The sequence below is a fragment of the Actinoplanes sp. NPDC023936 genome, assembly GCF_040639325.1.
In the GTDB taxonomy this organism is placed as follows: domain Bacteria; phylum Actinomycetota; class Actinomycetes; order Mycobacteriales; family Micromonosporaceae; genus Actinoplanes.
Map to the genome: position 1 here is coordinate 67867 of NZ_JBEZZR010000024.1, position 25938 is coordinate 93804.

19 protein-coding genes are annotated in these 25938 nt (G+C 71.5%); 9 read left to right on the plus strand and 10 right to left on the minus strand.

Annotation, left to right across the window (positions count from 1 at the left end; translation table 11 throughout):
* Positions 1–584 precede the first annotated feature (584 nt).
* The 5 genes from AB0F72_RS27150 to deoC form a co-directional block, all read right to left on the minus strand.
* On the minus strand, positions 585–3077 hold the full coding sequence (locus AB0F72_RS27150; RefSeq protein WP_360436428.1) for a transposase: 2493 nt from the start codon (positions 3075–3077) through the stop codon (positions 585–587).
* Between the two features lie 67 nt (positions 3078–3144).
* On the minus strand, positions 3145–4047 hold the full coding sequence (locus AB0F72_RS27155) for a DNA primase (RefSeq protein ID WP_360436430.1): 903 nt from the start codon (positions 4045–4047) through the stop codon (positions 3145–3147).
* 94 nt (positions 4048–4141) lie between these two features.
* Positions 4142–4957 (minus strand): aldehyde dehydrogenase family protein, encoded by an 816-nt coding sequence (locus AB0F72_RS27160; protein ID WP_360436432.1) that lies wholly within the window; start codon positions 4955–4957, stop codon positions 4142–4144.
* Positions 4950–6374 (minus strand): aldehyde dehydrogenase family protein, encoded by a 1425-nt coding sequence (locus AB0F72_RS27165; protein ID WP_360436434.1) that lies wholly within the window; start codon positions 6372–6374, stop codon positions 4950–4952. The genes AB0F72_RS27160 and AB0F72_RS27165 overlap by 8 nt, the downstream gene beginning before the upstream one ends.
* Positions 6375–6379: 5 nt before the next feature.
* Positions 6380–7309: a deoxyribose-phosphate aldolase gene (gene deoC, locus AB0F72_RS27170; RefSeq protein ID WP_360436436.1), complete on the minus strand. Its 930-nt coding sequence runs from the start codon at positions 7307–7309 to the stop codon at positions 6380–6382.
* A 59-nt stretch (positions 7310–7368) separates the two neighbouring features.
* Here deoC and upp point away from each other — a divergent pair, with 59 nt between their 5' ends.
* The gene (gene upp / locus AB0F72_RS27175; protein ID WP_360436438.1) at positions 7369–8001 is read left to right on the plus strand and encodes a uracil phosphoribosyltransferase; all 633 of its coding nucleotides are present in this window, start codon (positions 7369–7371) and stop codon (positions 7999–8001) included.
* A gap of 720 nt (positions 8002–8721) precedes the next feature.
* Here the strand turns inward: upp and AB0F72_RS27180 are convergent.
* Positions 8722–9207 carry an 8-oxo-dGTP diphosphatase gene (locus AB0F72_RS27180; protein WP_360436440.1) on the minus strand — a complete coding sequence of 162 codons (486 nt, stop codon included), beginning with the start codon at positions 9205–9207 and terminating at the stop codon, positions 8722–8724.
* Between the two features lie 152 nt (positions 9208–9359).
* Here AB0F72_RS27180 and AB0F72_RS27185 point away from each other — a divergent pair, with 152 nt between their 5' ends.
* Positions 9360–12872 (plus strand): bifunctional glycosyltransferase family 2 protein/CDP-glycerol:glycerophosphate glycerophosphotransferase, encoded by a 3513-nt coding sequence (locus AB0F72_RS27185; protein WP_360436442.1) that lies wholly within the window; start codon positions 9360–9362, stop codon positions 12870–12872.
* 49 nt (positions 12873–12921) lie between these two features.
* Positions 12922–13608 carry a GPP34 family phosphoprotein gene (locus tag AB0F72_RS27190; protein WP_360436444.1) on the plus strand — a complete coding sequence of 229 codons (687 nt, stop codon included), beginning with the start codon at positions 12922–12924 and terminating at the stop codon, positions 13606–13608.
* Positions 13609–13749: 141 nt separating this feature from the next.
* Here AB0F72_RS27190 and AB0F72_RS27195 read toward each other — a convergent pair whose 3' ends face one another.
* Together AB0F72_RS27195 and AB0F72_RS27200 are read right to left on the minus strand one after the other, a co-directional pair.
* Positions 13750–15402, minus strand: a complete 1653-nt coding sequence (locus AB0F72_RS27195; protein ID WP_360436446.1) for a phospho-sugar mutase — start codon at positions 15400–15402, stop codon at positions 13750–13752.
* 20 nt (positions 15403–15422) lie between these two features.
* Positions 15423–17351 (minus strand): protein kinase, encoded by a 1929-nt coding sequence (locus AB0F72_RS27200; protein WP_360436448.1) that lies wholly within the window; start codon positions 17349–17351, stop codon positions 15423–15425.
* Positions 17352–17556: 205 nt separating this feature from the next.
* Here AB0F72_RS27200 and AB0F72_RS27205 point away from each other — a divergent pair, with 205 nt between their 5' ends.
* Positions 17557–19122, plus strand: a complete 1566-nt coding sequence (locus tag AB0F72_RS27205; protein ID WP_360436450.1) for a methylmalonyl-CoA mutase family protein — start codon at positions 17557–17559, stop codon at positions 19120–19122.
* A 226-nt stretch (positions 19123–19348) separates the two neighbouring features.
* Positions 19349–20605 (plus strand): amidohydrolase, encoded by a 1257-nt coding sequence (locus tag AB0F72_RS27210; protein ID WP_360436452.1) that lies wholly within the window; start codon positions 19349–19351, stop codon positions 20603–20605.
* Between the two features lie 63 nt (positions 20606–20668).
* Here the strand turns inward: AB0F72_RS27210 and AB0F72_RS27215 are convergent, their stop codons facing one another.
* Positions 20669–21619: a DUF4349 domain-containing protein gene (locus tag AB0F72_RS27215; protein ID WP_360436454.1), complete on the minus strand. Its 951-nt coding sequence runs from the start codon at positions 21617–21619 to the stop codon at positions 20669–20671.
* Positions 21620–21726: 107 nt separating this feature from the next.
* On the opposite strand from AB0F72_RS27215, the gene AB0F72_RS27220 reads away from it, so the two are divergent.
* The 4 genes from AB0F72_RS27220 to AB0F72_RS27235 all read left to right on the plus strand — a co-directional run bounded on the left by AB0F72_RS27220 (position 21727) and on the right by AB0F72_RS27235 (position 25431).
* Positions 21727–22380, plus strand: a complete 654-nt coding sequence (locus AB0F72_RS27220; protein ID WP_360436456.1) for an MBL fold metallo-hydrolase — start codon at positions 21727–21729, stop codon at positions 22378–22380.
* A 1-nt stretch (position 22381) separates the two neighbouring features.
* A complete protein-coding gene (locus tag AB0F72_RS27225; RefSeq protein ID WP_360436458.1) occupies positions 22382–23518 on the plus strand; it encodes a hypothetical protein in 1137 nt (378 codons plus the stop codon).
* A gap of 163 nt (positions 23519–23681) precedes the next feature.
* Positions 23682–24419, plus strand: coding sequence for a hypothetical protein (locus AB0F72_RS27230; RefSeq protein ID WP_360436460.1), 738 nt, complete (start codon positions 23682–23684; stop codon positions 24417–24419).
* A 43-nt stretch (positions 24420–24462) separates the two neighbouring features.
* Positions 24463–25431, plus strand: coding sequence for a GNAT family N-acetyltransferase (locus AB0F72_RS27235; protein WP_360436462.1), 969 nt, complete (start codon positions 24463–24465; stop codon positions 25429–25431).
* Here the strand turns inward: AB0F72_RS27235 and AB0F72_RS27240 are convergent.
* On the minus strand, positions 25428–25889 hold the full coding sequence (locus tag AB0F72_RS27240) for a gamma-glutamylcyclotransferase (protein ID WP_360436464.1): 462 nt from the start codon (positions 25887–25889) through the stop codon (positions 25428–25430). The two genes, AB0F72_RS27235 and AB0F72_RS27240, sit on opposite strands and share 4 nt — an antisense overlap.
* Positions 25890–25938: the final 49 nt, after the last annotated feature.

Consider the following 25938-nt stretch of genomic DNA (forward strand, 5'->3'; position numbering starts at 1 on the left):
GTCCACACGCGCTGTGGTGCCGCGGGTTGCGTGGGGACTTGAGGTGCGGAGCGCGCCCGTATTCCACACGCGCTGTGGTGCCGCGGGTTGCGTGGGGACTTGAGGTGCGGAGCGCGCCCGTATTCCACACGCGCTGTGGTGCCGCGGGTTGCGTGGGGTTTTGAGGTGCGGAGCGCGCCCGTATTCCACACGCGCTGTGGTGCCGCGGGTTGCGTGGGGCTTTGAGGTGCGGAGCGCGCCCGAATTTCACACGCGCTGTGGTGCCGCGGGTTGCGTGGGGCTTTGAGGTGCGGAGCGCGCCTGAACTTCACACGCGCTGTGGTGCCGCGGGTTGCGTGGGGACTTGAGGTGCGGAGCGCGCCTGAACTTCACACGCGCGATGCGAGCTGCCGCGCCCGCTGAGCGTGCCTCTCACGGGATTGGGCACGCACAGCACCACGGGAACCGCACTTGACGGTCCTTCATGGCGCTGGAGGGCGATGAGCGTACCCAAACGGGCCTTAGGTCGGCCACGCACCCGGCGCAAGCAAGCGATGAGGCCGCGACCCCCAGAGGGTCGCGGCCTCATCAGAGGATCACACGGATCAGCGACCGCCGAAGCCCGCGTTGTTGTCGCGGTACTCGTCGGCGGCCTGGCCGTCGCGCGTGAAGTCCCACCCGCCGGCGGCTTCCCGGCCCGGGCGGCCACCCATCGCGAAGCCGCCGATCTCCTGACCCCGCCGCCAGCCGCGGAAGTACCCCGTGGTGTGCGCGGCGATCGACGCGGCGTCGCGGACGATGCGCAGCGGGCGTTCCTCGCGCAGGGGCGAGCCCGGCACCAGGTTGGCCTGCGGCACCCGCTTGGGCAGGCCGGCTGAGGTCTCGGCGGCGACGGCGGGAGTGGCGGCCTTCTCCGCCGCACGCCAGCCGCTGTCGTTCGGGTTGGACCAGTCGACCTTCTCGGTCTCGGTGGTGCCGCCGGTGAACCACGCCGACCGGGCCGCCGCGAAGATGAGCAGGTCACCGTCGTTGCCGTCGGCCGGGACCGGCGGGCTGGCGCTGCGGTCGAGGGCGGTCAGTCTCGACGCGCTCTTACTCGCGCGCAGCGAGGGCGAGCTACCGGCCGGGTCCAGCGAGGAGCCGCCGGAGCGGCTGCGGGCCGGGTCGAGCGAGGAGCCGCCGGGGCGGCTGCCCGTCGGGTCGAGCGAGGAGCCGCTGGAGCGGCCGCCGGCCGGGTCGAGCGAGGAGCCGCCGGGGCGGCTGCCCGTCGGGTCCAGCGAGGAGCCGCTGGAGCGGCCGCCGGCCGGGTCGAGCGAGGAGCCGCCGGGCCGGCTGCCCGCCGGGTCCAGTGAGGAGGCGTTGGAGCGGCTGCCGGCCGGGTCGAGCGGCGAGCCGACGGCACGGCCCTCGACGAGGCGCAGCGGCGGCGGCTCCTTGGGCATGTCCTGCCACGGCGGCTTGACCCGTCCGCCGGCGGGCGCCGGGCTGACCGAGGCAGCGGCCGGGCTGACCGAGGCGGCGGCCGGCGGCGGGACCGCCAGGTCGTCCTTGTCGGGGTTGAGCAGCGGCCAGTTGGCACGCGAACCGGGGCCCGAGATCTCCTGGCCGGGGCGCTGTGCCGGGGCGGACGGCGCGGACGGGGCGGACGGCGCGGGCGACGTCGGCTGCGCGGGCAGCGGCAGGCTGAAGTCGGTCGGGCCGCCCGGCACGCCGTTCGCCGGGTTGGTTTTCGGCCGGGACGGGATGACCGTGCGCTGACGCTCGGCCCGCGCCCGGTTCAACTCGGCGTTGGTGAGCGTCGGCCGGAACGGCTCGCCGGCCTCGGCCGGGGTGGCCCGGCCGCCGGGCTGCGCGGACGTCGGCGTGGCCGAGGGCCGGGACGCCGGGACGCCGGGACGCGTCCCCGGGGTGATCGGGGTCATGCCGGGGGGAGGCGGCGGAACCGAGACCGGCCGGTTGCCGGGCGTGGCGCCGCGGCTGGGCAGGCCGGGAAGGCCGTTCGCCGCGGCCGGTGCGATCGGCGGCGGTGCGATCGGGTCCGGCGCGACCGGGGGAGGGGTCATCGGCTGCGGCACGGCGGGGCCGCTGCCGCTCGTCGCCGGCTCGGGACGGCTGCGTCGGCCGAACCGCGGGTTCTCCCCGGTCGGCACGGGCTGCAGCGGCGCAGGCTCGGTGGTGGCCCGGCGTGCCGCGCGGCGTCCCACGTTGGGGTGGGCGCCGGGCATGGCGCCCCGGGCGGTCAGCGTGCCGACGAGCGCGGTGCAGGCGGCGTCGCAGGAACGGATCGCGCCGATCGCCTGGCGCACGGCGTCGGCAGCGGCCGGGGCGAGCGACTTGTTGACCCCGCCCCGCCGCGGCGACTCGCTGATCGCCACCTGCAGGGCGGTGACAGCGGCGATCAGCTGGTCGTCGCTGCCGGCGCCGTTGCGGGCCAGCTCACCGGCGATCTCGCGGGTGACGTGGCCGGTGTCGCCGGGCCGGCCGGTGATCCGGCCGGGCTCGGGCACCGCTTCCAGGACGGCCATGGCCAGCGGGTGCGCGGGATCCGGGTACGCCCGGAGGGCCGCCGGATAGAGCTCGCGCAGCACCTCACGGAGCGCGACAGCCGCCGCGTTCCGGCCGACGAGCATCGCGACGTGCGCGGCCAGGACGGGTTTGTAACTGACCAGCTCGCGCGGGGTCGGCAGGTTGATCGCCGCGATCGCGCCGGCCTGCAACGCCCGGGCCAGGCCGACGGCCCGGCGGGCGGCGAGCGGCGCCGCGATCTCCTCGGGGGAGTCGTCGTCGGAGAAACGCTCGGCGTAGTCGTCCGCGTCGTCGTCGTCGACGACGACCAGTGGCCGCCCGGCGGCGGTGAGCAGCGACGTGACGACGTGGTCGTCACTGTCCGCGGCGACTGCCGCGTCGCTGAATCCCGTCGTCCGTTCCACGAGCAGCGTGCCCAGCTGGGCGTAGCCCGCCGGGTCGTCGCTGATCTCGTGAACGCCGAGCAGCCGGCCTGCGTCGTCCACCACGGCGATGGTCAGTGGCGCGGCCGAAGCCGTACGCACCGAATCATCAGCCGACGCCAGACCGCAGTACACGCGCACGAGCGCCACGGCGTCGTCCTCCTCCCCGGGACTGCTTTTACTCACTGGCCAAGGACTGATGTTCCCTGGTAATCGGTCAGTCACGCCAGTCCACAGCGGCAGAGATCTTGCCGATGACCGAGCGCCAGCCGAGACTCGCCTGTTGTGCTCCGATTTTCTTCAACCGCCGACGTCCGAAGAATCCACCCATCCCACCGCTTTCCGCGGAACGCAGGGACTCGTCCAGGTCGTCGAGCGGAGAACCGGGCGACAGGGCCAGGATCACCGGCTTGATGCGGAGAGCATGCCCGAGGTCGCGGGCCACTTCGCCGGCGGCGATGAGGAGCGGAAGGTCCCACGTGTCGTGGCCGCCGCGCAGGTTCTCCACCACGAGGTCGAGCTCGTAGCGGTTCTCCGGCAGCGGGTCGATGTCGCTCGACTGTACCCGCTCGGCGACAGCCTCCCAGGTGTCCAATTGTGCGAGATCGTGCGGAGCACCCGAACGAAGGAAGGCCACGAGCGATTCGGTGCTCTTGAAGGCGAGCAGCCGGCCCTTGTGGCTGAGGAACACCGGAACTTCCTCGTCGTCCGGCTGGTCGGCGGCCGTTTCCGGCTCGTCGTCCGCCTTGGCCTCGGTCTCGGCGTCGGTCGCGCTCTCCGAGGAATCGGATTTCTCCGACAGCTCGGATTCAACGCGGGCGGCCTCCAGCGCCTGCCGCTCCAACTCCTCGTCGCTGACCTCGACGAACTCCTCGCCGTCCTCCTCGCGGACGCGCTTGCGCGCCTCGAACGGGTCGTCCTCGTCGACCTCGATCTCGGTCGGCGTCACCACGCCGGCCGCCCGGTACGCCCGCAGGGTCAGACCCACACCACCCGGCAGCGCGATCTCCACCGGCTCGATGCGGACAGAATCCCAAAGCTCACGCCCGGACGGCCCCTCGGACGAAGGCTGCTCGGCCACCGGCGCGGACGCCTCGGGCTCGTCGGACTGGCTGGTCACGGTTGACCTCCGGATGCTCAATGGGGTGGCGGGACGGGTGACTCTGGGCACACACCCTAGTCCGCAACGCTGTGTGACAAAGGCCCCGGTCGGCTCACTCGCCCTTCGGGTGCCACACGGTCTTCGTCTCCAGCAGCGCTGTCATCGGCCGCAGCCCCGGATCGGCGGTGAAGTCGGCGCCCGGACGCGGGCGGATCACGCGTTTCAAGGTCCCGGCGGCGGCCCGCTCCAGCTCGGCGGCGAGCTCGGGGTGCTCAACGCCGGTGAGATCCAGCGCGTTGACGTCGGCGTGCGCGGCCAGCCAGGGCGCGGTCTCCGCGTACCTCCCGGTGAGAATGTTCACCACGCCGCCGGGCACGTCGGAGGTGGCGAGCACCTCGGCCAGAGTGATCGCGACCTGCGGTTCCGGCGCGAGGACCACCACGGTGTTCCCGGTCACCACGGCCGGGGCGATCACGCTGACCAGACCGAGCAGTGACGGCGGGGCGACCACCGCGACCACGCCGGTGGGCTCCGGCGCGGAGATGTTGAAGAACGGGCCGGCCACCGGGTTCGCCCCGCCGGCCACCTGGGCGATCTTGTCGGACCAGCCGGCGTACCAGACCCAGCGGTCGATCGTGGCGTCCACCTCGTCGGCTTTCACCCCGAGCGCGGTGAACTCGCGGCGGCGGGCCTCCAGCATCTCGGCGATCCGGTAGAGCACCTGACCGCGGTTGTACGCCGTGGCGCCCGCCCACTTCTTCTGCGCCGACCGTGCCGCCACCACCGCGTCGCGGGCGTCCTTGCGGGAGGCGAGGGCCACGTTGTCGCCGGTCACCACGAAGGTCCGTCCTGACTCGCTGCGAGGGAACGCGCCACCGATGTAGAGCTTGTAGGTCTTGCGGACGGCAAGACGAGACGACTTAGGCAAGGTAGGCCTCCAACCCGTGCCGGCCACCTTCCCGGCCGTAACCGGACTCCTTGTAGCCGCCGAACGGCGACGCCGGGTCGAACTTGTTGAACGTGTTCGCCCACACCACGCCGGCGCGGAGCTTGTCGGCGATCGCGAGGATCCGCGAGCCCTTCTCCGACCAGACGCCGGCCGACAGGCCGTACGGCGTGTTGTTGGCCTTTTCCACGGCCTCCGCCGGTGTCCGGAAGGTGAGCACCGAGAGCACCGGCCCGAAGATCTCCTCCCGGGCGATCCGATGCGCCTGCGTCACCCCGGTGAAGATGGTCGGGGCGAACCAGAAGCCGCGATCCGGCAGCTGACACTCCGGCGACCAGCGCTCCGCGCCTTCCGTACCGCCTATTTCCGACAATTCGGTAATGCGAGCCAGCTGTGCCGCCGAATTGATCGCGCCGATGTCGGTGTTCTTGTCGAGCGGGTCACCGACCCGCAGCGTCGACATCCGGCGCTTCAGCGAGGTGAGCAGTTCCTCGGCGATCGACTCCTGCACCAGCAGCCGGGAGCCCGCGCAGCACACGTGCCCCTGGTTGAAGAAGATCCCGTTCACGATGCCCTCGACCGCCTGGTCGATCGGGGCGTCCTCGAAGACGATATTCGCGGCCTTGCCGCCCAGCTCCAGGGTGAGCCGCTTGCCGGTGCCGGCCACCGCGCGGGCGATCTCCCGGCCCACCTCGGTCGAGCCGGTGAAGGCCACCTTGTTCACATCCGGGTGCTGCACCAGGTACGCCCCGGTGTCACCGGCGCCGGTGACGATGTTGACCACGCCCGGCGGCAGGTCGGCCTGCCGGCAGACGTCGGCGAAGAAGAGCGCCGACAGCGGGGTGGTCTCGGCCGGCTTGAGCACCACGGTGTTGCCGGTGGCGAGCGCCGGAGCGATCTTCCAGGCCAGCATCAGCAGCGGGAAGTTCCACGGGATGACCTGACCGGCCACGCCGAGCGGCCGCGGGTCCGGGCCGAAGCCGGCGTAGCCCAGCTTGTCCGCCCAGCCCGCGTAGTAGAAGAAGTGCGCCGCGACGAGCGGAAGGTCGACGTCGCGCGACTCCTTGATCGGTTTCCCGTTGTCGAGCGACTCGAGAACCGCCAGCTCACGCGATCTTTCCTGAATGATCCGAGCGATGCGGAACAGGTACTTCGCGCGCTCGCTGCCCGGCAGTGCCGACCACGACTCGAAGGCTCGCCGGGCCGCGGCGACGGCCCGGTCGACGTCGTCATGACCCGCCGAAGCGACCTCGGCGAGCACCTCCTCGGTCGCCGGGTTCACCGTCTTGAAGCTGCCACCCTCTTTGGGCGGGTCGAAGGAGCCGTCGATGAAGAGGCCGTAGGAAGAGGCGATCTCGACGACGGAACGAGACTCGGGAGCTGGTGCGTAAGAGAACATCGGCCTCAGTCCAGGGTGAAGTAGTCCGGACCGGCGTAGTGACCGGTAGCCAGCTTGGTGCGCTGCATGAGCAAATCGTTGAGCAGCGACGACGCCCCGAACCGGAACCAGTCCGGGCTCAGCCAGTCGTCGCCGACGGTCTCGTTGATCATCACCAGGTACTTGATGGCGTCCTTGGTGTTCTTGATGCCGCCGGCCGGCTTGACCCCGACCTGCCGGCCGTGGCGGTCCCGGAAGTCCCGCACCGCCTCCAGCATGACCAGGGTGATCGGCAGCGTCGCGTTGACAGCGACCTTGCCGGTGGAGGTCTTGATGAAGTCGGCGCCGGCCAGCATCGCGAGCCAGGACGCGCGGCGGACGTTGTCGTACGTCGCCAGCTCCCCGGTCTCCAGGATCACCTTGAGATGTGCGCTGCCGCACGCCTCCTTGACCGCGACGATCTCGTCGAAGACCCGGTCGTAGTCGCCGGCCAGGAACGCGCCCCGGCTGATCACCATGTCGATCTCGTCAGCGCCGGCCTCGACCGCGCTCCGGGTGTCGGCGAGCTTGACGTCGAGCGGCGCCTGCCCGGACGGGAACGCGGTGGCGACACTGGCCAGGTGCACTCCCGAGCCGGCGAGCGCGGCCGCGGCGACCGGGACCATCGCCGGGTAGACGCAGATCGCGGCGACCGGCGGGCAACCGGGATCGGCCGGGTCGGGCCGCCTGCCTTTCGCGCAGAGCGCCCGGACCTTGCCCGGCGTGTCCGCGCCCTCGAGCGTGGTCAGATCGACCATCCGGATGGCCAGGTCGATCGCTGTCGCCTTGGCGCTGGTCTTCACCGAACGGGTGCCGAGTGCCGCCGCCCTCGCCTCGACTCCGACCTTGTCGACCCCGGGCAGGCCGCGCAGGAAGGAACGAAGATCGGACGACCCGACGGACGCTGTCGCAGTCATGAAATCGATTCTAAGCAACCCTGTGACAGTTGATCTTGAATGAACGGTAGGTTGAGGCCGTGGACGTCCTTGTCGTAGATCATCCGTTGGCACAGACCCGGCTCACCGCGATGCGCCGCACCGAGACCGAGTCCGGTGTCTTCCGTGCCTCGCTGCACGAGCTGACCACGATGGTGGTCTACGAGGCGGCCCGCCTCTTCGCCGTCGAGAAGTACCCCATCGAGACGCCCGTCGCCGCCACCGAGGGCACCCGCCTGGCGAACCCGCCGCTGATCGTCCCGGTCCTCCGCGCCGGCCTGGGCATGGCCGACGCCGCGCTGGGCCTGCTCCCGGAGTCGTCGATGGGCTTCGTCGGCCTGGCCCGCGACGAGAAGACGTATGAGCCGCGCGCCTACATGGAGTCGCTCCCCGCTGACCTCTCCGGCCAGCCGGTCCTCGTCCTCGACCCGATGCTCGCCACCGGCGGCTCCCTGCTGCACTGCTGCAAGCTCCTCGCCGACCGCGGCTGCACCGACATCATCATCTGCTGCGTCCTGGCCGCCCCCGAGGGCATCGAGCGCCTGTCGAACTCCGACCTCCCGCTCCGCCTGGTCACCGCCTCGATCGACGAGGGCCTGAACGAGAAGGCCTACATCGTCCCCGGCCTCGGCGACGCCGGCGACCGCCAGTTCGGCGGCATGCGCCGCTTCTGACCGGCTGCCCCCTAAGGCCGCGTCTCTCTCCCGGTGAGAGGGGTGCGGCCTTTCTTGCGGGTACGCGCCACCCCTCCCCAACCGCACCCAGCCACTCCCCGAGAGTCCCCGCGACCCAGGACCGCCGTCCCGGCCGCCACGCGCGTTTCGCTATCGCTGCACCCGCGCGCGGAGACAGCCCCGAGCCCGCGCCGGCTCCCGCAGAGCGGCGCCCATCGGCCACGCCGGCTCCCGCAGAGCAGCGCTCAGCGCCCACGCCGAGCAACGCCCTGCGCCCGTGCCCACGCCGGGCGTCACGAGGGGTCACGGCAACGGCGGAGCGTTTCGGCGTTGCGTCATTCTGTGGGGCCTGGAGCATCCGCGCACTTCCGCGAAGCGCCGCCTTTACCCCGGATGCCGGCACACGGAGTCACGATCACGGGCGCTGGCGGCAGGCCGCTCTCGGGCGCTGGCGGCGGGCCGCTCTCGCGCGCTGGCGGCGGGTCGCTCTCGGGCGCTGGCGGCGGGCCGCCCGCGCGCGCGGGCCGGTCATCGCGGCAGGACAGGGCGGGACGGCTCGGGTGCGGGGTGGCGGCGGGACCGGGTCTGCCGGCGGGACGGGGCGCGGGGTGACCATGCACCTGTCGCCGTAGGACGCGCTGCGGCCCGGGGACGGCAGGTGCTCGCGCGGACTCTCGGGCAGTGGCCGGGTGCGGTCGGGGAGGGGTGGCGCGTACCCGATCAGGTGTTGTAGCTCCACGAGGTCGCGCGCCCTGCGGAGAAGGGCATCACGCCGTGGAAGACCTGGGGGTCGTCGGCGAAGACCAGGGGGAGGAAGTGGCGGTCGGACTCCCACATCGGGAGCTTTCCGGCCAGGACGTCGGCGATGTCCACCCAGTGCAGCGAGCCCTCCGGGTTGGCGCTGTGCGGGGTGCCGGACCAGTCGGTGACCCGGAAGAGGAAGGCCAGCCAGTTCTCCCCGTTGCGGCCGAAGCCGGGCCAGGAGATGGTGCCGGCCAGTTCGACGCCGGCGCAGTCGAGGCCCGCCTCTTCGCGGATCTCGCGGCGGAGGCCGGTGACGACGTCCTCGCCGGGCTCGAGCTTGCCGCCCAGGCCGTTGTAGTAACCGAAGTGGATGTCATCGGGCCGGGCGTCCCGGCGGATCATCAAGATCTGGCGACGATCGGGGGAGAAGACGTAGCCGAGAGTGGCGACGATGGCCTGCACCTGCCCACCTTAGAGCATGCCGTTGGGTGACAAAACGGTGCATGATGGTACGAATCGTCCTCACGTCGGGCCCTGCTGTTCTGCTAACGTTCGCCGAACAGCCGACGCATAGAGTGAGAATCCGCGTCGAAATTCCAGGAGGGTACACGGGAATGGATTCCGTGCTGAGCATCATCGTGCCGATCTACAACGTGGCACCCTACCTGGAGGAATGCCTCTCCTCGATCGCGGCTCAGTACTATCGCCAGCTCGAGGTCGTCATGGTGGACGACGGGTCGACGGACGAAAGCGGTGAGATCGCCGCCGAGTTCGCCGCTCGCGACCCCCGCTTCAAGCTGGTGACGAAGGCCAACGCCGGGCTGGGCGCCGCACGCAACACCGGTGTCGAGCACGCCACCGGTGAGTTCCTGATGTTCGTGGACAGCGACGACGTGCTGCCGCCGGCCGCGTGTGAGCTGCTCGTCTCCTCGATCGCCGAGACCGGGTCGGACTTCGCGTCCGGCAACGTCTACCGGCTGACCAGCCGCGGCGTGCACCAGTCCGGCCTGCACCGGGCCGCGTTCGCCACCACGAGTCTGCGCACCCACGTGAGCAAGCAGACCTCGCTGATGGACGACCGGACCGCGTGGAACAAGGTCTTCCGCCGCTCGTTCTGGGACCAGCACCAGCTGGCCTTCCCGGAGGGCGTGCTCTACGAGGACACCCCCGTGATGGTCCCGGCGCACGTGCTCGCGAAGAGCGTCGACGTGCTGGACGTGCCGGTCTACTACTGGCGTGAGCGCGAGGGCGCCGACAAGTCGATCACCCAGCGCCGGGACGAGATCAAGGGCTTCATCGACCGGCTGGCCGGCGTGGAGTCGGTGAGCCGGTTCCTCGGCAAGCACAAGCAGCAGAAGCTGAAGCGGCTCTACGACGCCTCCGCGCTCAAGGGCGACCTGATGCTGTTCATGCGGGTGCTGCCGAAGGTCGACGAGGACTACCACCGGCAGTTCCTGGACGGCTGCAACCGCTTCCTGGCGACCGTCGACGACCGGGTCTACGACGAGATCCCGGCGGCGCACCGGGTGCTGTGGCGGCTGGTCCGCAACCGGATGCTGCCCGAACTGCTGGAGATGATCCCGACCGTCCGCGCGCGGCACCGGATCGTCCGCAAGGGCCTGCGCCGGTACCACAAGCTGATGTTCCTCGAGGACCGCCTGCCGAACGTGCCCCGCACGCTGTTCCTGGCCGGCACCCCGCGCCCGCGCACCCGGGTGCACGACGCGCAGTGGCGCGGCGACAAGCTGCGGATCCGCGGTCACGCGTTCATCCCCGGGCAGTCCGCCGCGCACGCGTGGTCGACCACCCGGCTGATCTGGCTGCGCGACGAGAGCGGCCGCCGGACCAAGCGCCAGGCGCTGGCGAACCACAAGTGCCTGGACGCCACGGCGGTGCACGGCAGCCCGTCGATGAACTACGACTGGTCCGGCTTCGAGTCGGAGGTCGACGTGCAGTCGCTGCGCGGCGACGACGGCAAGTGGCACGACGGGGTCTGGACGGTCGTGGTCGGCGTCCTCGGCCTCGGCCAGAAGAGCAAGGGCCCGCTGACCGTCGGCGAGCACGCCAACCCGATCCGGCTCACCAGCCTCTACGTCGACAAAGACGTCCGGGTCACCCCGGTCGTCACGAACGGCAAGTTCCAGCTGCACGTCGAGCATGTCGGGGCCCGGCTCACCAACGGTGGGCTGGACGACCAGGGTGACCACGTGGTGATCCGGGGCGAGGTGACCGGGCCGAACCGGCGGCCGGCCACGGCGCGGCTGTCGCGCACCTCGGGGATCGCCTGGCGCAGCTACCCGGTGGAGATCTCCGACGACCGGTTCGAGTTCCGGATCCCGGTCACCGACCTGCAGGACGAGACCCTCGAGTACCCGCAGCTGCTGCCCGGCGAGCCCGGTGAGCGGTGGGACGTCGAGCTCTCGGCCGGCGACGAGCACGCCGCGCCGATCCCGCTGGCGATGCACGACTACTTCACGTTCCCGCCGCTCTACCTGAGCGGGCGCACGGTCAACGTGCTGCCGGACCGCAAGGGTCACCCGGTGCTGACCGCGCTGCCGCTGACCCCGGCGATCTCCGGTGTCACGTCGCTGAGCACCGGGTTCCGGCTCACCGGCACGCTGCCGCCGACCGGTGACTGGAGCGACATGCGGGTCGTCGCCCGGATCTCCAACGCCCGGGAGACGAGGCACTTCCCGGTGAAGGTCGACGGCACCACCTGGAGCCTCGACCTGGACCCGCTGCGGGTGCCGAACTTCGGCTGGGACATCCGGCTCAAGGCCGGCACGTGGAACGTCTTCTACCGGCTCGGCGAAGGCCCGATCCGGCCGCTTCCGCTCGCCGTCGGCAGCATGGAGAGCCTGCCGGTGGGCCACCCGGCCGACCCCGAGCGGGTCACCTTCGAGTGGCTGACCGACCAGCGCAGCGTGATCCGGGTCCGTACCGCGCTCACCGACTCGGAGCGGGGCAAGGCGAACGGTTTCCGCAGCCGCACCGAGCTCTACCCGAGGATGCGCAAGGCGCCGCTGCGCGACGTCGTGCTCTACAACAGCTTCACCGGCCGGCAGTACTCGGACAGCCCGCGCGCGGTGCACGAGGAGCTCGTCGCCCGCGGTCTGCCGCTCGGCCACCTCTGGGTGGTCACCGACGGCCAGGCCGCCGTGCCGGACACCGCCAAGGCCGTCGCGCTGTGGCGCCACGAGTGGTACGAAGCGCTCGCCACCAGCCGGTACATCGTCACCAACCAGCACCTGCCCGGCTGGTTCGAGCGCCGCCCGGACCAGGTGGTGATCCAGACCTGGCACGGCACCCCGCTCAAGCGGATCGGCTTCGACATCGAGGACCTGCAGTTCGCCGACAAGCAGTACTTCGAGAAGCTGGAGACCGAGGCGAAGAACTGGAGTCACCTGGTCTCGCCGAACACGTTCAGCACGCCGATCCTGCGGCGCGCGTTCCGCTTCCCCGGCGAGATCCTGGAGATCGGCTACCCGCGTAACGACGTGCTCTTCCTGGAGGGCGAGAAGCGGGACGCGCTGGTCGCCGACGTGCGTCGGCGGATCGGCCTGCCCGAGGGCAAGAAGGTCGTGGTCTACGCGCCGACCTGGCGTGACGACGAGTACTACAGCGGCGGCGCCTACAAGATCACGATGATGCTGGACCTGGAAGCGGCTCGGGAGCGTCTCGGCGACGACCACGTGCTGCTGATCCGCCGCCACCCGAACGTGGTCGACGAGATCCGCGGGGCCGGCAACGGCTTTGTCTATGATGTCTCGACATATCCGGACATGGCCGATCTGCTGGCGATCGCGGACGTGCTGATCACCGATTACTCCTCGGTGATGTTCGACTTCGCGAGCACCGGCCGGCCGATGCTGTTCTTCACCTACGACCTGGAGAACTACCGGGACAACCTGCGCGGCTTCTACTTCGACTTCGAGGCCGAGGCGCCGGGGCCGCTGCTGAGCACCTCGGACGAGGTGATCGAGGCGATCCGCACCTCGGATCAGGTGGTGGAGAAGTACGCGACCCAGTACCAGGCGTTCAAGGAACGGGCCAGCGACCTCGACGACGGACACGCGGCGGCCCGTCTGGCCGACGCCATGCTGGCAGCCGGGAACAAGAGCAAGTGACCGACCTGGGGATCCGATCCCGTGACTCGGAGCACTATCGTTGTCAAATATGACCCCCATTCCGCTCGCTGAGGAACTCCTCCTCCTCGCGTACGACGACCAGACCGGTAAGGCGACCGGCTCACGCATCGGGCTTGACCTGGGCATGGCCGCAGCCATCCTGATCGACCTCGCACTGGCGAACCGGATCGCATACGCCGCTGACGGCTATCTCAAGGTGGTCGACGCCACGCCGATCGGTGACGCGGTCGCCGACGCCGTGCTGGACAAGGTCGCGGCGGACGAGCCGCACACCCCGGCGCAGTGGCTGCAACGGCTGCGCCATCGGCTGCGTACCCGGGTCTTGGAAGATCTCTGCGAGCGGGGTGTCGTCCGCGACGTCGACGAGACTCAGCTCGGCGTGATCCACGTGCACCGCTACCCGACCAGCGACCCGGCCTACGAGGCCGAGATCCGTCAGCGTCTGGCCGCCGCCCTGATCGGGAACACCCTTCCCGACGAGCGCACGGCCGCGCTGGCGACGCTGCTCGTCGCGGCCCGGATGGAGCCGGCGCTGAAACTGCCGCCGGACGAGGCCGAGCGGGCTCACGAGCGGCTCGAGGAGATCGCCAGCAACGCCGGGTTCGTCGGCGACGTGTCGCTGGAGGACTCCATCGTGCGTCCGAGCGTCGCCCTGGTGGTGGCCACGCTGGGCCGGGCGATCACGGCCGCGCTGGGCGCGCCCAAACCCCTGTGACGGGTACGGACTGAGGCGCGGCCTCGCGAACCACTGCTCCCCGGGAGTCGGCGCGAGGCGGTGCCTTGGTCCCGGCCGCTGCGCGGCTGCCGGCGACGGGTGCCGGGTCAAGCCCTTCGGCTCCCGCCGCCTGCGGACCTCTCAGACGCCCAGGGTGGTCGCGATCTCCGCGCGCAGATCGACGAGGGCGGCGGCGGCCCGCTCCCGCGCCGAGCCCAGGCCGGCCGCGCTCACCGGTTCCACCACTTCCAGGTACGCCTTGAGCTTCGGCTCGGTGCCCGACGGCCGGATCACCACGCGTGCGGCCGACGTCCGGAACGTCAGCACGTCGTTCGCCGGCCTCAGGTCGGCCACCTCGGTCACCGGGGAGCCGAGCAGGGTGGTCGGCGGGTTCTGCCGGGCCCGGGTCATCGCCCGGCCGATCTCGGCGAGGTCGTCGACGCGTACCGACAGCTGGTCGGTGGCGTGCACGCCGAATTCGGCCGCCAGCTCGTCGAGACGGTCGCTCAGCGTCCGCCCGGAGGTCTTCAGCTCGGCGGCCAGCTCGGCGACCGTCAGCGCGGCCGTGATGCCGTCCTTGTCACGGACCATGGCCGGGGCGACGCAGTACCCGAGCGCCTCCTCGTACCCGAACGCCAGCTCCTCGGCGGCCCGGACGATCCACTTGAAGCCGGTGAGGGTCTCCGCGTACGGCACGCCACGGGCGGCGCTGAGGCGGCCCAGCAGCGACGAGGAGACGATCGTGGTGGCGTACGTGCCGGGGACGCCACGCCGGATCAGGTGGTCGGCGAGGAGGACGCCCAGCTCGTCACCGCGCAGCGGGCGCCAGGAGCCGTCGCCGGTGGGGATCGCCACGGCGCAGCGGTCCGCGTCCGGGTCGTTGGCGATCGCCAGGTCGGCGTTCTCGGCGCCGGCGAGCGCGAGCAGGTGATCCATCGCGCCCGGCTCTTCCGGGTTGGGGAAGTGCACGGTCGGGAACTCGGGGTCGGGCTGCTCCTGGTCCGCCACGACCGACGGGGCGCCGAATCCGGCCGCGGTGAAGGCGGCGGCCAGGGTCTCGCCGCCGACACCGTGCAGGGGCGTGTAGGCGATCCGCAGGTCCCGCGGGCCGCCCTCGGTGAGCACCGAGACGGCGCTCCGCACGTACTCTTCGGCGATGTCGTCGCTCAGCACGGTCCCCGGCTCGCCCAGCGGAACCGCGGCGAGACTTCCCACCGCCCGGATCGCCGCCTCGATCCCGGCGTCGGCCGGCGGCACGATCTGCGCGCCGTCACCGGCCGGACCGCCGAGCGCGGCGCCCAGGTACACCTTGTAGCCGTTGTCCTGCGGCGGGTTGTGGCTCGCCGTCACCATCACGCCGGCCACCGCGTCCAGCGCTCGCACCGCGTAGGCCAGCACCGGGGTGGGCAGCGTGCGGGGCATCAGCAGCGCTCGGCGGCCGGCGCCGGTCGCCACCCGGGCGGTCCGCTCGGCGAACTCCCGGGAGCCGTGCCGGGCGTCGTACCCGATCACCAGCGGCCCTTCGCCGCCCTGCGCGGCGAGCCAGGCGACAAGCCCGGCCGCTGCTTGGGTGACCACCGCCAGATTCATGCCGTTCGGCCCGGCGCGCAGCGGGCCGCGCAGCCCGGCCGTGCCGAAGGTGAGCGGGCCGGAGAACCTGTCGCGCAGCTCCGCGGCGGTGGCCGGGAGCCGGTCGATCAGTTCCCGGAGCTCGGCGCGGCTCGCCGGGTCGGGGTCGTCGGCGAGCCAGGCCTCGGCCCGCTCTTCAAGGTGCACATCAACGTCGGACGCCATCAGGGATTGATAGCACAGCGTCACAGGTTGATCTTGAAGGTCTCCGCCATCTTGGTGAAGTACTTCTTGCTCTCCGCGAAGTTCGCTTCCGGCGAGGTGAGGTAGAACGAGTACATCCGGTCGCCGACCGTGGTCATCCGCCAGATGCCGTGACGCCGGGCCTCGCCGTCGCCGCAGGTGTACTCGAACTGCGCGCCGGGGTTGCCGGACACCTGGACCTCGATGGTCTCGCCCTGCGCGTACGGCTTGGGGCAGTTCTTCGACTTCTTCAGCGTGGCGGGCGCGGTCTCGTTGACGAACCGGGTCGGCGCGATCGAGCCCTTCTCGACCAGGATCCGTACCTTGACCCCGTTGTTGTCCGGGTTCACGTAGTCCACGTAGGTCTTGCCGGTGGACCGGGTCCACCCGGCCGGGACCAGCACGCTGATCGGGGCGCCGCCCTTGAAGGGCTGCGTCTCGAACGGCGTGTCGACCGGCGGCGCGGCGCTGGCCGGCGCCTGCGCCTGCGGCTGCTGGGCCGGATCGGGATCGCCGCCCAGCGAGAAGACCAGGATCAGCAACAGCACCACGGCCGCCGCGGCGCCGCCGGTGATCAGCTGCTTGTTGCGCGGCCAGGACCGGAACGTGGTGACCAGTTTCTCGGCGGTCTCCCGCGCGCCCGTGGTGACCTTGTCGATCGTGGCCCGGCGCTTGGCCGCCGGGCTCATCACCACGGTCCCGGGGCGCTGCTCGCCGCTCGGGCTCCACGGGGTCTGCGGGGGGATCACGCTCGTCGTGTCGCCGGAGTGGCCCTGCTGAGCCGGCATCATGCCGGTCGGGTACCCGGCGCCGGCCGCCTCCGGCGCGCGGCGGCGGCCGCCCGCGTTCTGCGTCTCCAGCTTGCTGAGGTGGTCGGTGAGCGACTCGCCGGGCTGGAGCATGGCCCGGCCGCCGATCTGGCCGGAGGGCTGGGCCGGAGCATGCTGGCTGGGGATCTGCGGCGGGATCTGCTGGGTGGCGCCCGGCGCCGGGCTGGTCGGCCGGGACGAGACCACCGAGTACGGGTCGGTCATCAGGTGCGGCGGCTGCTTGCTGGCGAGCGGACCGGCCAGCTGCTGGCGCAGGATCGTGCGAGCGGTCTGCACGTCCATCCGCTGGCTCGGGTTCTTCTCCAGCAGGCCCATCAGCACCGGGGTGAGCGAGCCGGCCCGCACCACCGGGGCCGGCGGGTCCTCGACCACGGCGTGCATGGTCTCGATCGGGTCGCCCTTGTCGAACGGCGGGCGGCCCTCGATCGCGGTGTAGAGCGTGACGCCCAGCGAGAACAGGTCGCTCGGCGGGCCGAAGTCGTGGCCCATCGCCCGCTCGGGTGAGATGAAGTGCGGCGAGCCGAGAACCATGCCGGGCGTGGTGAGCTGCACGTCGGTCGGCATCCGGGCGACGCCGAAGTCGGTCAGCACGCAGCGGCCGTCCTGGCAGATCAGCACGTTCGCCGGTTTCACGTCCCGGTGCAGCACGCCGTGCGCGTGGGCCACCTCGAGCGCGCCGAGCAGCGCGATGCCGATCTTGGCGACCACGCGCGGGGAGACCGGGCCGTCCTCGATGACCATGTCGGCGAGGCTGCGCGCGTCCAGCAGCTCCATCACGATCCACGGCCGGCCGTTCTCGTGGACCACGTCGTAGACCTGGACGACGGCGGGGTGCTGGAGCGCGGCGGCGGCGCGGGCCTCCCGCATGGTGCGCTCGTACATCGCGTCGCGGTCGCTGGGCGCCAGACCGGGCGGGAGGATCACCTCCTTGATCGCCACGTCCCGGCGCAGCAGCGTGTCCGCCGCGCGCCACACCGTGCCCATGCCGCCGTGACCCACCGCGGCGCGCAGCGTGTACCGCCCGCCGATGAGCGTGCCCGGGGCCGCACGTCCGCTGAGGGGGGAGGTGTTGCCACCGCTCCACGTCGGAATCTGAGTCACTGAGGATGCCACCGAGGGGGTATAGGGGCTGTCGGCCAACCCCGCTATCTTGCCCGGTGGGTGGCGTTCAATGAAAGTCACTGCGGGAGTGTTCCACTCACTTCGACGGTGGGTAGCCGCAACGTGGCCGAGGGTGGAGCGCAAGGAAACGCAGGGTGCAAAATCCCTCACTGTCGGCGTCCTTTGCGAACATTAGGATCACGATGTGAATGCAGAGTCCGGGTTCCCGATCAAGCCGGTCTACGGCCCCGACGACGTTCCTCAAGGCGTCGGAGACGAACAGCCGGGTCAATATCCCTACACCCGCGGCGTCTATCCGACGATGTACACCAAACGGCCGTGGACCATGCGGCAGTACGCCGGATTCGGCACCGCGGCCGAGTCCAACGCCCGCTATCACCAGCTGCTGGCGGCCGGCACGATGGGCCTCTCGGTGGCCTTCGACCTGCCCACCCAGATGGGGTACGACTCGGACGACCCGATCGCGCACGGCGAGGTCGGCAAGGTCGGCGTGGCGATCGACTCGATCGACGACATGCGGCTTCTCTTCAAGGACATCCCGCTCGACAAGGTGTCCACCTCGATGACGATCAACGCGCCCGGCTCGGTGCTGCTGCTGCTCTACCAGCTGGTCGCCGAGGAGCAGGGCGTGCCCGGGTCGGCCCTTCAGGGGACGATCCAGAACGACATCCTGAAGGAGTACATCGCCCGGGGGACGTACATCTTCCCGCCCAAGCCGTCGCTGCGGCTGGTCGCCGACACGTTCGCCTACTGCAAGGCGGAGATCCCGAAATGGAACACCATTTCGATCTCCGGCTACCACATGGCCGAGGCCGGGGCGACGCCCGCGCAGGAGATCGCGTTCACTCTGGCGAACGGCATCGAGTACGTACGGGCCGCGATCGCCGCCGGATTGGCCGTCGACGATTTCGCGCCGCGGCTGTCGTTCTTCTTCGTCGCGCGGACCACGCTGCTCGAGGAGATCGCGAAGTTCCGGGCGGCGCGGCGGATGTGGGCCCGGATCATGCGGGACGAATTCGGCGCCAAGGACCCGAAATCGCTCATGCTGCGGTTCCACACACAGACCGCCGGCGTCCAGCTCACCGCGCAGCAGCCCGAGGTCAACCTGATCCGGGTCGCGATCCAGGCGCTCGGCGCGGTCGCCGGCGGCACCCAGTCGCTGCACACCAACTCGTACGACGAGGCGCTCGCCCTGCCGACCGAGAAATCCGCCCGCCTCGCGCTGCGTACCCAGCAGGTCCTCGCGTACGAGAGCGGGCTGACCGGCACGGTGGACCCGTTCGCCGGCTCGTACGCGGTGGAGGCGCTGACCGACGCCGTCGAGCGGGAGGCGACCACGCTGATCGAGCGGGTCTTCGAGCACGGGTCCGCGGTCGACGCGATCGAGCAGGGCTTCCAGAAGGGCGAGATCGAGAAGTCCGCGTACCAGATCGCCAACGAGATCGATTCCGGCGAGCGGGTCGTCATCGGCGTGAACCGGTTCGCCGCCGAGAGCGAGGAGAAGTACGAGCCGCTGCGTGTCGACCCGGCGATCGAGTCCGCTCAGGTGAACCGGCTCGCCACGCTGCGTGCCGAGCGGGACAACCCGGCGGTGCAGGCCGCCCTGGCGGATCTGGGAAAGGCCGCGGCCGGAAGCGTGAACGTCCTACCGTTGATGAAGGAGGCGTTGCGCCTGCGTGCAACGGTGGGGGAGGTGTGCCACACGTTGCGGGGGGTATGGGGCGTCCACCGGCCGGTCGAACGCTTCTGATCGACGGGTCCCCGGCAACGCACCTGTAGTACGTCGCGTCACCTCCGCGATTCACTACCCGTTGAGGGGTTGGCGGGCCGGGACGATCTCCCGTGTGCCCGCCCTGCCTCGGCTGTGGGACGTGAAGATCTCTTTACCCACCCGTTACACAGCGTGACTGAAATCGGGCTAGGCTGGCGCGCGTCGCCAAACCCGACAAACCTCTAGAACGAATACGGAAGCCGACGTGACTACTGCTCTGACGGCGCCGGAAGGTGTCGATACGTCGTGGCCCGGGCCCCCTCCCGGTGCTGACCCGCTCCCCGGCCAGCTGGACCGCTGGCTCGCCGCGAGGGGCGCAGAGCTGGTAACGATTCGCCGGCACATTCACGCCCACCCCGAGCCGTCACACTCCGAGTTCGAGACCGCCGCCCTGATCGCCCGTGAGCTGACCGTGGCCGGTCTCTCCCCGCGCCTGATGCCGCGCGGCAACGGGGTGATCTGCGACATCGGCGAGGGTGACCGGGTCATCGCGTTCCGGGCCGACATCGACGCGCTGCCGTTGCAGGACCTCAAGGATGTGCCGTACCGCAGCACCGTCGACAGGCTGGCGCACGCCTGCGGCCACGACGTGCACACCACCGTGGCCCTCGGCCTCGGTCTCGCCCTCGCCCAGCTCAACGAGCAGGGCGAACTCCCCGGCCGGGTGCGCCTGATCTTCCAGCCGGCCGAGGAGGCGATGCCCTCCGGCGCCCCCGAGGTGATCTCGGCCGGCGCTCTCAAGGACGTCTCCGCGATCTTCGCGCTGCACTGCTACCCGCAGCTGCCGGCCGGTCTGGTCGGCGTCCGCTCCGGCCCGTTCACCGCGGCCGCCGACGCCGTCGAGGTCAAGCTCAGCGGACCCGGCGGGCACACCGCCCGGCCGCACCTGACGGCCGACCTGGTGCACGCGCTGGGCCGGGTCATCATCGACGTGCCCTCGCTGCTGAACCGCCGGATCGACCCGCGGGCCGGGATCTCGCTGGTCTGGGGCGCGGTGCACGCCGGTCAGGCGTTCAACGCGATCCCGGGCGCCGGCGAGGTGCGCGGCACCGTCCGGGTGCTCAGCCGGGAAGCGTGGCGGGAGGCGCCGGAACTGGTCACCAAGCTGATCCACGACGTGGTCGCGGGAACCGGCGCCCAGGTCGACGTCAACTACATCCGCGGCGTCCCGCCGGTGATCAACGACCGGATGGCCTCGGCGATCATCGCGGGCGCCGCCGGCGCCGCGCTCGGCGCCGACCGGGTGGTCGAGGCCGAGCTCAGCATGGGCGGCGAGGACTTCTCGTTCTATCTGGAGAACGTGCCCGGCGCGATGATCCGGCTGGGCACCGCGGTTCCCGGCTCGGACGTGCGTCACGACCTCCATCAGGGCGACTTCGACGTGGACGAGCGCTGCATCGGGTACGGGGTTCGGGTGATGACGCACACGGCGCTCGCGGCCCTGTCGTCGGGCGCCTTCTGAGTTTCCGCTTGGGGCGTGGCGGGTCCGCTGGAGCGTCGCGGGTCCGCTGGGTGTCCGGGTTCGCTACGGCGTCGCGGCCGGCGGGGTGGTCGTGGCGGGCGGCGACGGGAGTTGCCGCCGCCGGTACCGGCGGATCGCGTAGACGGCCGCCGCTGCCGGGACGCCGACGGCCAGGAGCCAGGGCAGCAGCACGCCCAGAACGGTCAGCAGGACGGCCAGTGACGCCTTCAGCGCGTCCCAGCCGCCGGCGAGGCCGGCCAGGAAGCCCGGCGGCTCGTCGTCCGGGTCGCTGACCGCCGCCTCCGGGTCGAGCAGCACCACGGTGATCGTGGAGAGCGCGGTGAGGTCGGCGAGCCGGCGCTTCTTCGCCTCCAGCGAGGCCAGGTCCGCCTCCCGGGTGGCCACCTCGCGCTCCAGCATCACCAGGTCGTCCAGCGAGTTGGCCCGGGCGAGCAGCTTCTTGCCGCTCTCCACCCGGGCCTTCTGCACCGAGATCCGGGCGTCCAGGTCGACGACCTCCTCGGTGACGTCCTCGGTGTTGATCCCGCGGGTCTCCTCGTCGCCGAGACCGGCGAGCTCCTCCACGGCAGAGTTGAACTTCGCGGCCGGGATCCGCAGCGTCAGATTCGCGGTTTTCGCCCCGTCGCCGCTGTGCCGCTCGTCGCCGCCGACGAAGCCGCCCGCCGCCGAGGCGATGCCCGTCGCTCGCGCCGCTGCCGTGGTGACGTCCTCCACCCGTACCGTGATGGAGCCGGTGTAGATGATGGAGCGCTGGTCGACGCGCAGGTCCGGCGCTTGCGCCGGAGCGTTCTTGCCCTGCTCCGCAGCACCCTCGGCGGCCTGTGGCGCGGCCGCGCCGCCGGCACTGTCGGCATTGCCGCCGTCGGCACGGCCGACCGCCGGCTCCGCCTGCGAGGCGGTCCCCTCATCGCTGCTGTCCGCGCCGCAGCCGGCCAGCAGGGCCCCCGCGAGCAGTGCGGCGGCGATCAGTTTGGTGGCTCCCCGTTTATGCATCGTCACTCCGATCTCTTCAGGCTTGACCGTTGGGACGTACGCCACGCGACTCGTGGTTCCGGCAGACTGGCTGGTAACCGGTAACGATTGAACTGCGGAGGGATCCCGTGCGCGTCACGAAGTTCACGCATTCATGCCTGCGACTGGAAGGCGCGGGAGTTCTCGTGGTGGATCCCGGCGAATTCTCCGAGTCGTCCGCATTGGCCGGTGCGGATGCCGTGCTCATCACCCATGAGCACGCCGACCACCTGGACGTCGCGGCGGTCACGGCCGCAGCCGGGCGCCGGCCGGATCTGCGGATCTTCGCGCACGAGGCGGTGCTGCCCCTGCTCGCCGACGTGGCCGAGACGACCACCGCGGTGACGGCGGGGGAGGAGTTCGAGGCCGCCGGGTTCCGGATCCGGGCGTACGGCGGGCAGCACGCGATCATTCACCCGTACGTGCCGGTCTTCGCGAACCTCGGCTTCCTGATCGACGACGGCGCCACGAACGTCTACCACCCGGGTGACTCGTTCGTCCGGCCCGGCGACGAGGCGGTGGACACGCTGTTCGCGCCGATGAACGCGCCGTGGGCCACGATCGCCGAGTCCCTGGAGTTCGTCCGGTCGGTGCGGCCGGGGCGGGCGTACGCGCTGCATGACGGGCTGCTCAACGAGCGCGGCTCGGCCATCTACGGCAAGCACCTGGAGAGCTTCTCGGAAACCACCTTTCGGCAGGTGGCGCCGGGCACTGTGCTGGACTCGGGCACTGTGCCGGACTGACGTGGAGACCGACATCGACGACAGCGTGCGGCGGCTCTACGAGGAGCCACCGGACGGCTTCGTGGCGACCCGCTCCGCCGCGATCGAGGAAGCCCGCAAGGCCGGCGACCGGGACGCGGCCAAGCGGCTCGCCGCCCTGAAGAAGCCGACCGTGGCCGCCTGGGTGGTCAATCTGCTCGCGCTCAAGCGCCCCGACCTGATCGACGAGTTGGTGGAGCTCTCGTCCGCGCTGCGCACCGCACAGCGCGACCTGCACGGCGACCAGCTGCGCGAACTGTCGACCCAGCGCCGCCAGTTCGTCTCGGCGATGGTCGCGGCGGCCCGCAAACTCGCCGTCGCTGCGGGCGTCCCGGCCGCACGGCTCCCGCTCGGCGAGGTGGAGGCGACGCTGACCGCGGCCCTCGCCGAGCCGGAGATCGCCGAACAGGTCCGCACCGGGAGGCTGATCCGGGCGGCTACGTATGCGGGGTTCGGGGAGGTGCCGCGGCCTCGCCTGCGCCTGGTGACGGACGGTCCCGAACCCGATATTTCGGATTTGGCGCCCGAGGAGCAGGCGGAGGCGCACGGCAGCGCGGCTTTTGGGGGCGGTGCGGCCGGGCCGGGCAGGTCCGGGGGCGGTGCGGTGGGGCCGGGCAGGTCCGGGGGCGGTGCGGTGGGGCCGGCCAGGTCGGAGGGCGGTGCGGCCGGGACGGCGCGGTCCCGGGGCGATGCCGCTGGGAGGTCCGGCGGCGATGCGGCTGGGGCGGCCGGTTTCGGCGGCGGGGCCGCCGAGCTGGGCGTTGCCGAGGGTGCTCGGGAGCGGGCTGCGGCGGAGAGGCGGCAGCGCGAGGCGGAGCAGCGGAAGCGGGAGCTCGAACGGAGACGGCGGGAGCTGGAGCGGGAGATGGCGACCGCGCTGGCGGCGGAGCGGCGGGCCGACGCGCAGCTGGAGCGTGCCGAGGCGGCCGAGCGGGACGCCGGGCATCTGGTCGAGGACCTGGACGCCGAGCTGGCCGAGCTGGAACGCCGCCGCACCGAAGCCGTCGCCGACGTGGCCCGGCGAAAACTGGCCCGCCGCACCGCCGAGCGCGAGTCCGCCGCGGCTCGCCGGCGGGTGGGTGACGTTCAGGCGGCGCTGGAAGACATCTCACCCCCCTGACCCCCGCTACCCGCTCTGCCGCCGCCCGCCCGCCCGTGCTGGGCGGGGCTGGGCGGCGCGAGGCGGGGCGGCGCGGCGCGGTGCCGGGGCGGGGGCTTGGAGTGAGGGGAGTGAGCGCCGGGAGCGTTTTCTTTCGGGGGGCGGGGAGGGCAGAATCGGGCAGGTGACCCCCGAACAGGCTGCCGCCAACACCAAGGCCGGACTCGCCGCGATTGTCGGGGCCTTCGCGGAGTCACCGCAGACGTTGCGCCGTGCCCGGCTGCTGGGGCTCTCCGGGTGGGCCTATCACGTGTCGGCGCGGGCCGGGGCGCTCGGTGAGGTCCGGCCGGAGACGGTGGCGGCGGCGCTCGCCTTCATCGCTCCGGAGGCCGTCACCGACGGGTGGGAGGCGACCGCCAAGACGTCGGCGCCGGTGGAGGTCGCCACCTGGCATCTGCACGAGCTCTGTGCGTGGGGTGTCGAGCAGCTGGGGCCGTACCCTCGGATCGCTCGTCTTCTGGAACTCGGCGGCCGGGTGGTGGAAGCGGTCGACGCGGCGGGGCTGACCCTGTTCGCGGCGTGGCGGGCGATGCCGGTGCCGGATCCGGCGCCGGGGGCGCGGGCCGCCGTGCTGCTGCACCTGCTGCACGAGCACCGGCAGGGTGTGCACGTCATGGCGGTGCGGGCGAGCGGTCTCACCCCGCTCGAAGCGATCATCGCGGGGCCGGACGGCGAGACCGGGGCCGTGGCGTTCGGATGGCAGCCGCCCTATCCGCCGGCCGGCCCGCTGGTGCGGCGGCTGATGTGGGCCGAGGCGGTGGCGAACTCGCTGGCCGGGCAGGCCTACGCGGCCCTGGACCGCAGTGAGCGGGTGGAGTTCGCCGGGCTGCTGGAGTCGCTCGGCCACCGCCTGGCCCGCTGAAAAATCGGTGGCGGGGCGATGTGCCGCATGGTCGGATGCGGGGATGTCCGATCTGCCGCCCGGCTGGACCCTGCGCCGGCCCACCCTCGACGACGTGCCGGCCATCCTCGACCTGGTGCATGCGAGTGACATCGCGGCGGTCGGCGAGCCCGACTTCACCCTCGACGAGGTGCACGAGGAGCTGACCGGCCCGCACACCGACATGTCCCGGGACTGCTGGCTCGCGTTCGACCCGGAGGGCGGGCTGGCCGGCTGGGCGTACCCGCGCAATCACACCGGCCAGGCCCGGGACTTCGTCGAGGTCTACGTGCGGCCGGGGACCGGTCTGCCGGCACAGCGCCCGCTGCTGCGCCTGATGATGGCGCGCATGGTGGAGCGGGCCGCGGAGTTCGGCCATCCGGTCTACACGGTGCGGGCCGGCGCGATTCCGAACGAGACGGAGTACATCGCGGCGCTGTCCGACGCCGGGTTCACCTTCCTGAAGCAGCATGCCCGGATGCAGATGCCGCTCGCCGGTGTTCCGGAGCAGCCGCCGGCGCCGCCGGCCGGGGTGCTGGTCCGGCCGGTGCGGGACGGCGACGAGGACGAGATGCGGCGGTTCCACGCGGTGATCGAGGAGGCGTTCCGGGATTCCGATCACCGGGCGCTCGATTACGACGACTGGCGCGCGCAGGTCCGGGCCGAGTCCGGGGTGGCGTTCGACGAGTGGTTGGTCGCCGAGGTGGACGGGGCGGTGGCGGGTGTGCTCCAGTCCGGCGGCTCGGGTGGCGACGACGAGAACGACGAGGGCTGGGTCCGGTCGCTGGCGGTGCTCCGCCCGTACCGGAAGCGGGGTGTGGGTGAGGCCCTGCTGCGCCGAGCCTTCTCGGTCTACGCGGCCAAAGGCCGCGCGAAAGCCGGCCTCGGCGTCGATCTGGCGAACCCGACCGACGCCGCGAGCCTGTATGCCAAGGTCGGCATGACCGCGCTGTACCGCGCGAATGTCTACGAGACCACGGTGACCAGGGCTTAGACCTCGGGCGAGGAAGTCCCGGTGGGGCGGGAGCGCAGCTCGGCGACGTAGTCGTCGGGCGCGCCGGCCTTCTCCGCCGCGTTGGCGATCTCGGAGAGGTACCACGCGGTGGGCAGGCCGCCCTCGTAACCGGTGAAGACGTAGATCCAGGCGGGCACGTCACCGTCGAGCGTCGATACACGCACGGTGAGCTTCTGGTACGCCCCCGCAGTCACTCCCTCGACCTCGTCGAGCTGTGCCGCGTCCCATGGGTGGACGTCGTAGAGCGAGACGAACACCCGGTCGCCCGGTGACTCGACGACCGTGGTTACCGCCCCCTCCCAGCCCATATCTCCCTCACCGGCAAAGGTGAGGCGCCAGCCTTCGATCCACCCCACGCCAACCATCGGCGAGTGCGGACAGTAGGCCCGCATGCGGGCGGGATCCAGGTTCGAGCCATACGCGGCGTAGTGACGCACGGCGACGACACTAGCCGGAGTAGGGGGTGGTGAGAATATAGAACGTGCG

Coding starts and splice junctions, on each gene's coding strand:
- AB0F72_RS27185 (WP_360436442.1), top strand. CDS start 9,360: ATGGATTCCGTGCTGAGCATCATCGTGCCGATCTACAACGTGGCACCC.
- deoC (WP_360436436.1), bottom strand. CDS start 7,309: ATGACTGCGACAGCGTCCGTCGGGTCGTCCGATCTTCGTTCCTTCCTG.
- AB0F72_RS27215 (WP_360436454.1), bottom strand. CDS start 21,619: ATGCATAAACGGGGAGCCACCAAACTGATCGCCGCCGCACTGCTCGCG.
- AB0F72_RS27165 (WP_360436434.1), bottom strand. CDS start 6,374: ATGTTCTCTTACGCACCAGCTCCCGAGTCTCGTTCCGTCGTCGAGATC.
- AB0F72_RS27235 (WP_360436462.1), top strand. CDS start 24,463: ATGTCCGATCTGCCGCCCGGCTGGACCCTGCGCCGGCCCACCCTCGAC.
- AB0F72_RS27195 (WP_360436446.1), bottom strand. CDS start 15,402: ATGGCGTCCGACGTTGATGTGCACCTTGAAGAGCGGGCCGAGGCCTGG.
- AB0F72_RS27190 (WP_360436444.1), top strand. CDS start 12,922: ATGACCCCCATTCCGCTCGCTGAGGAACTCCTCCTCCTCGCGTACGAC.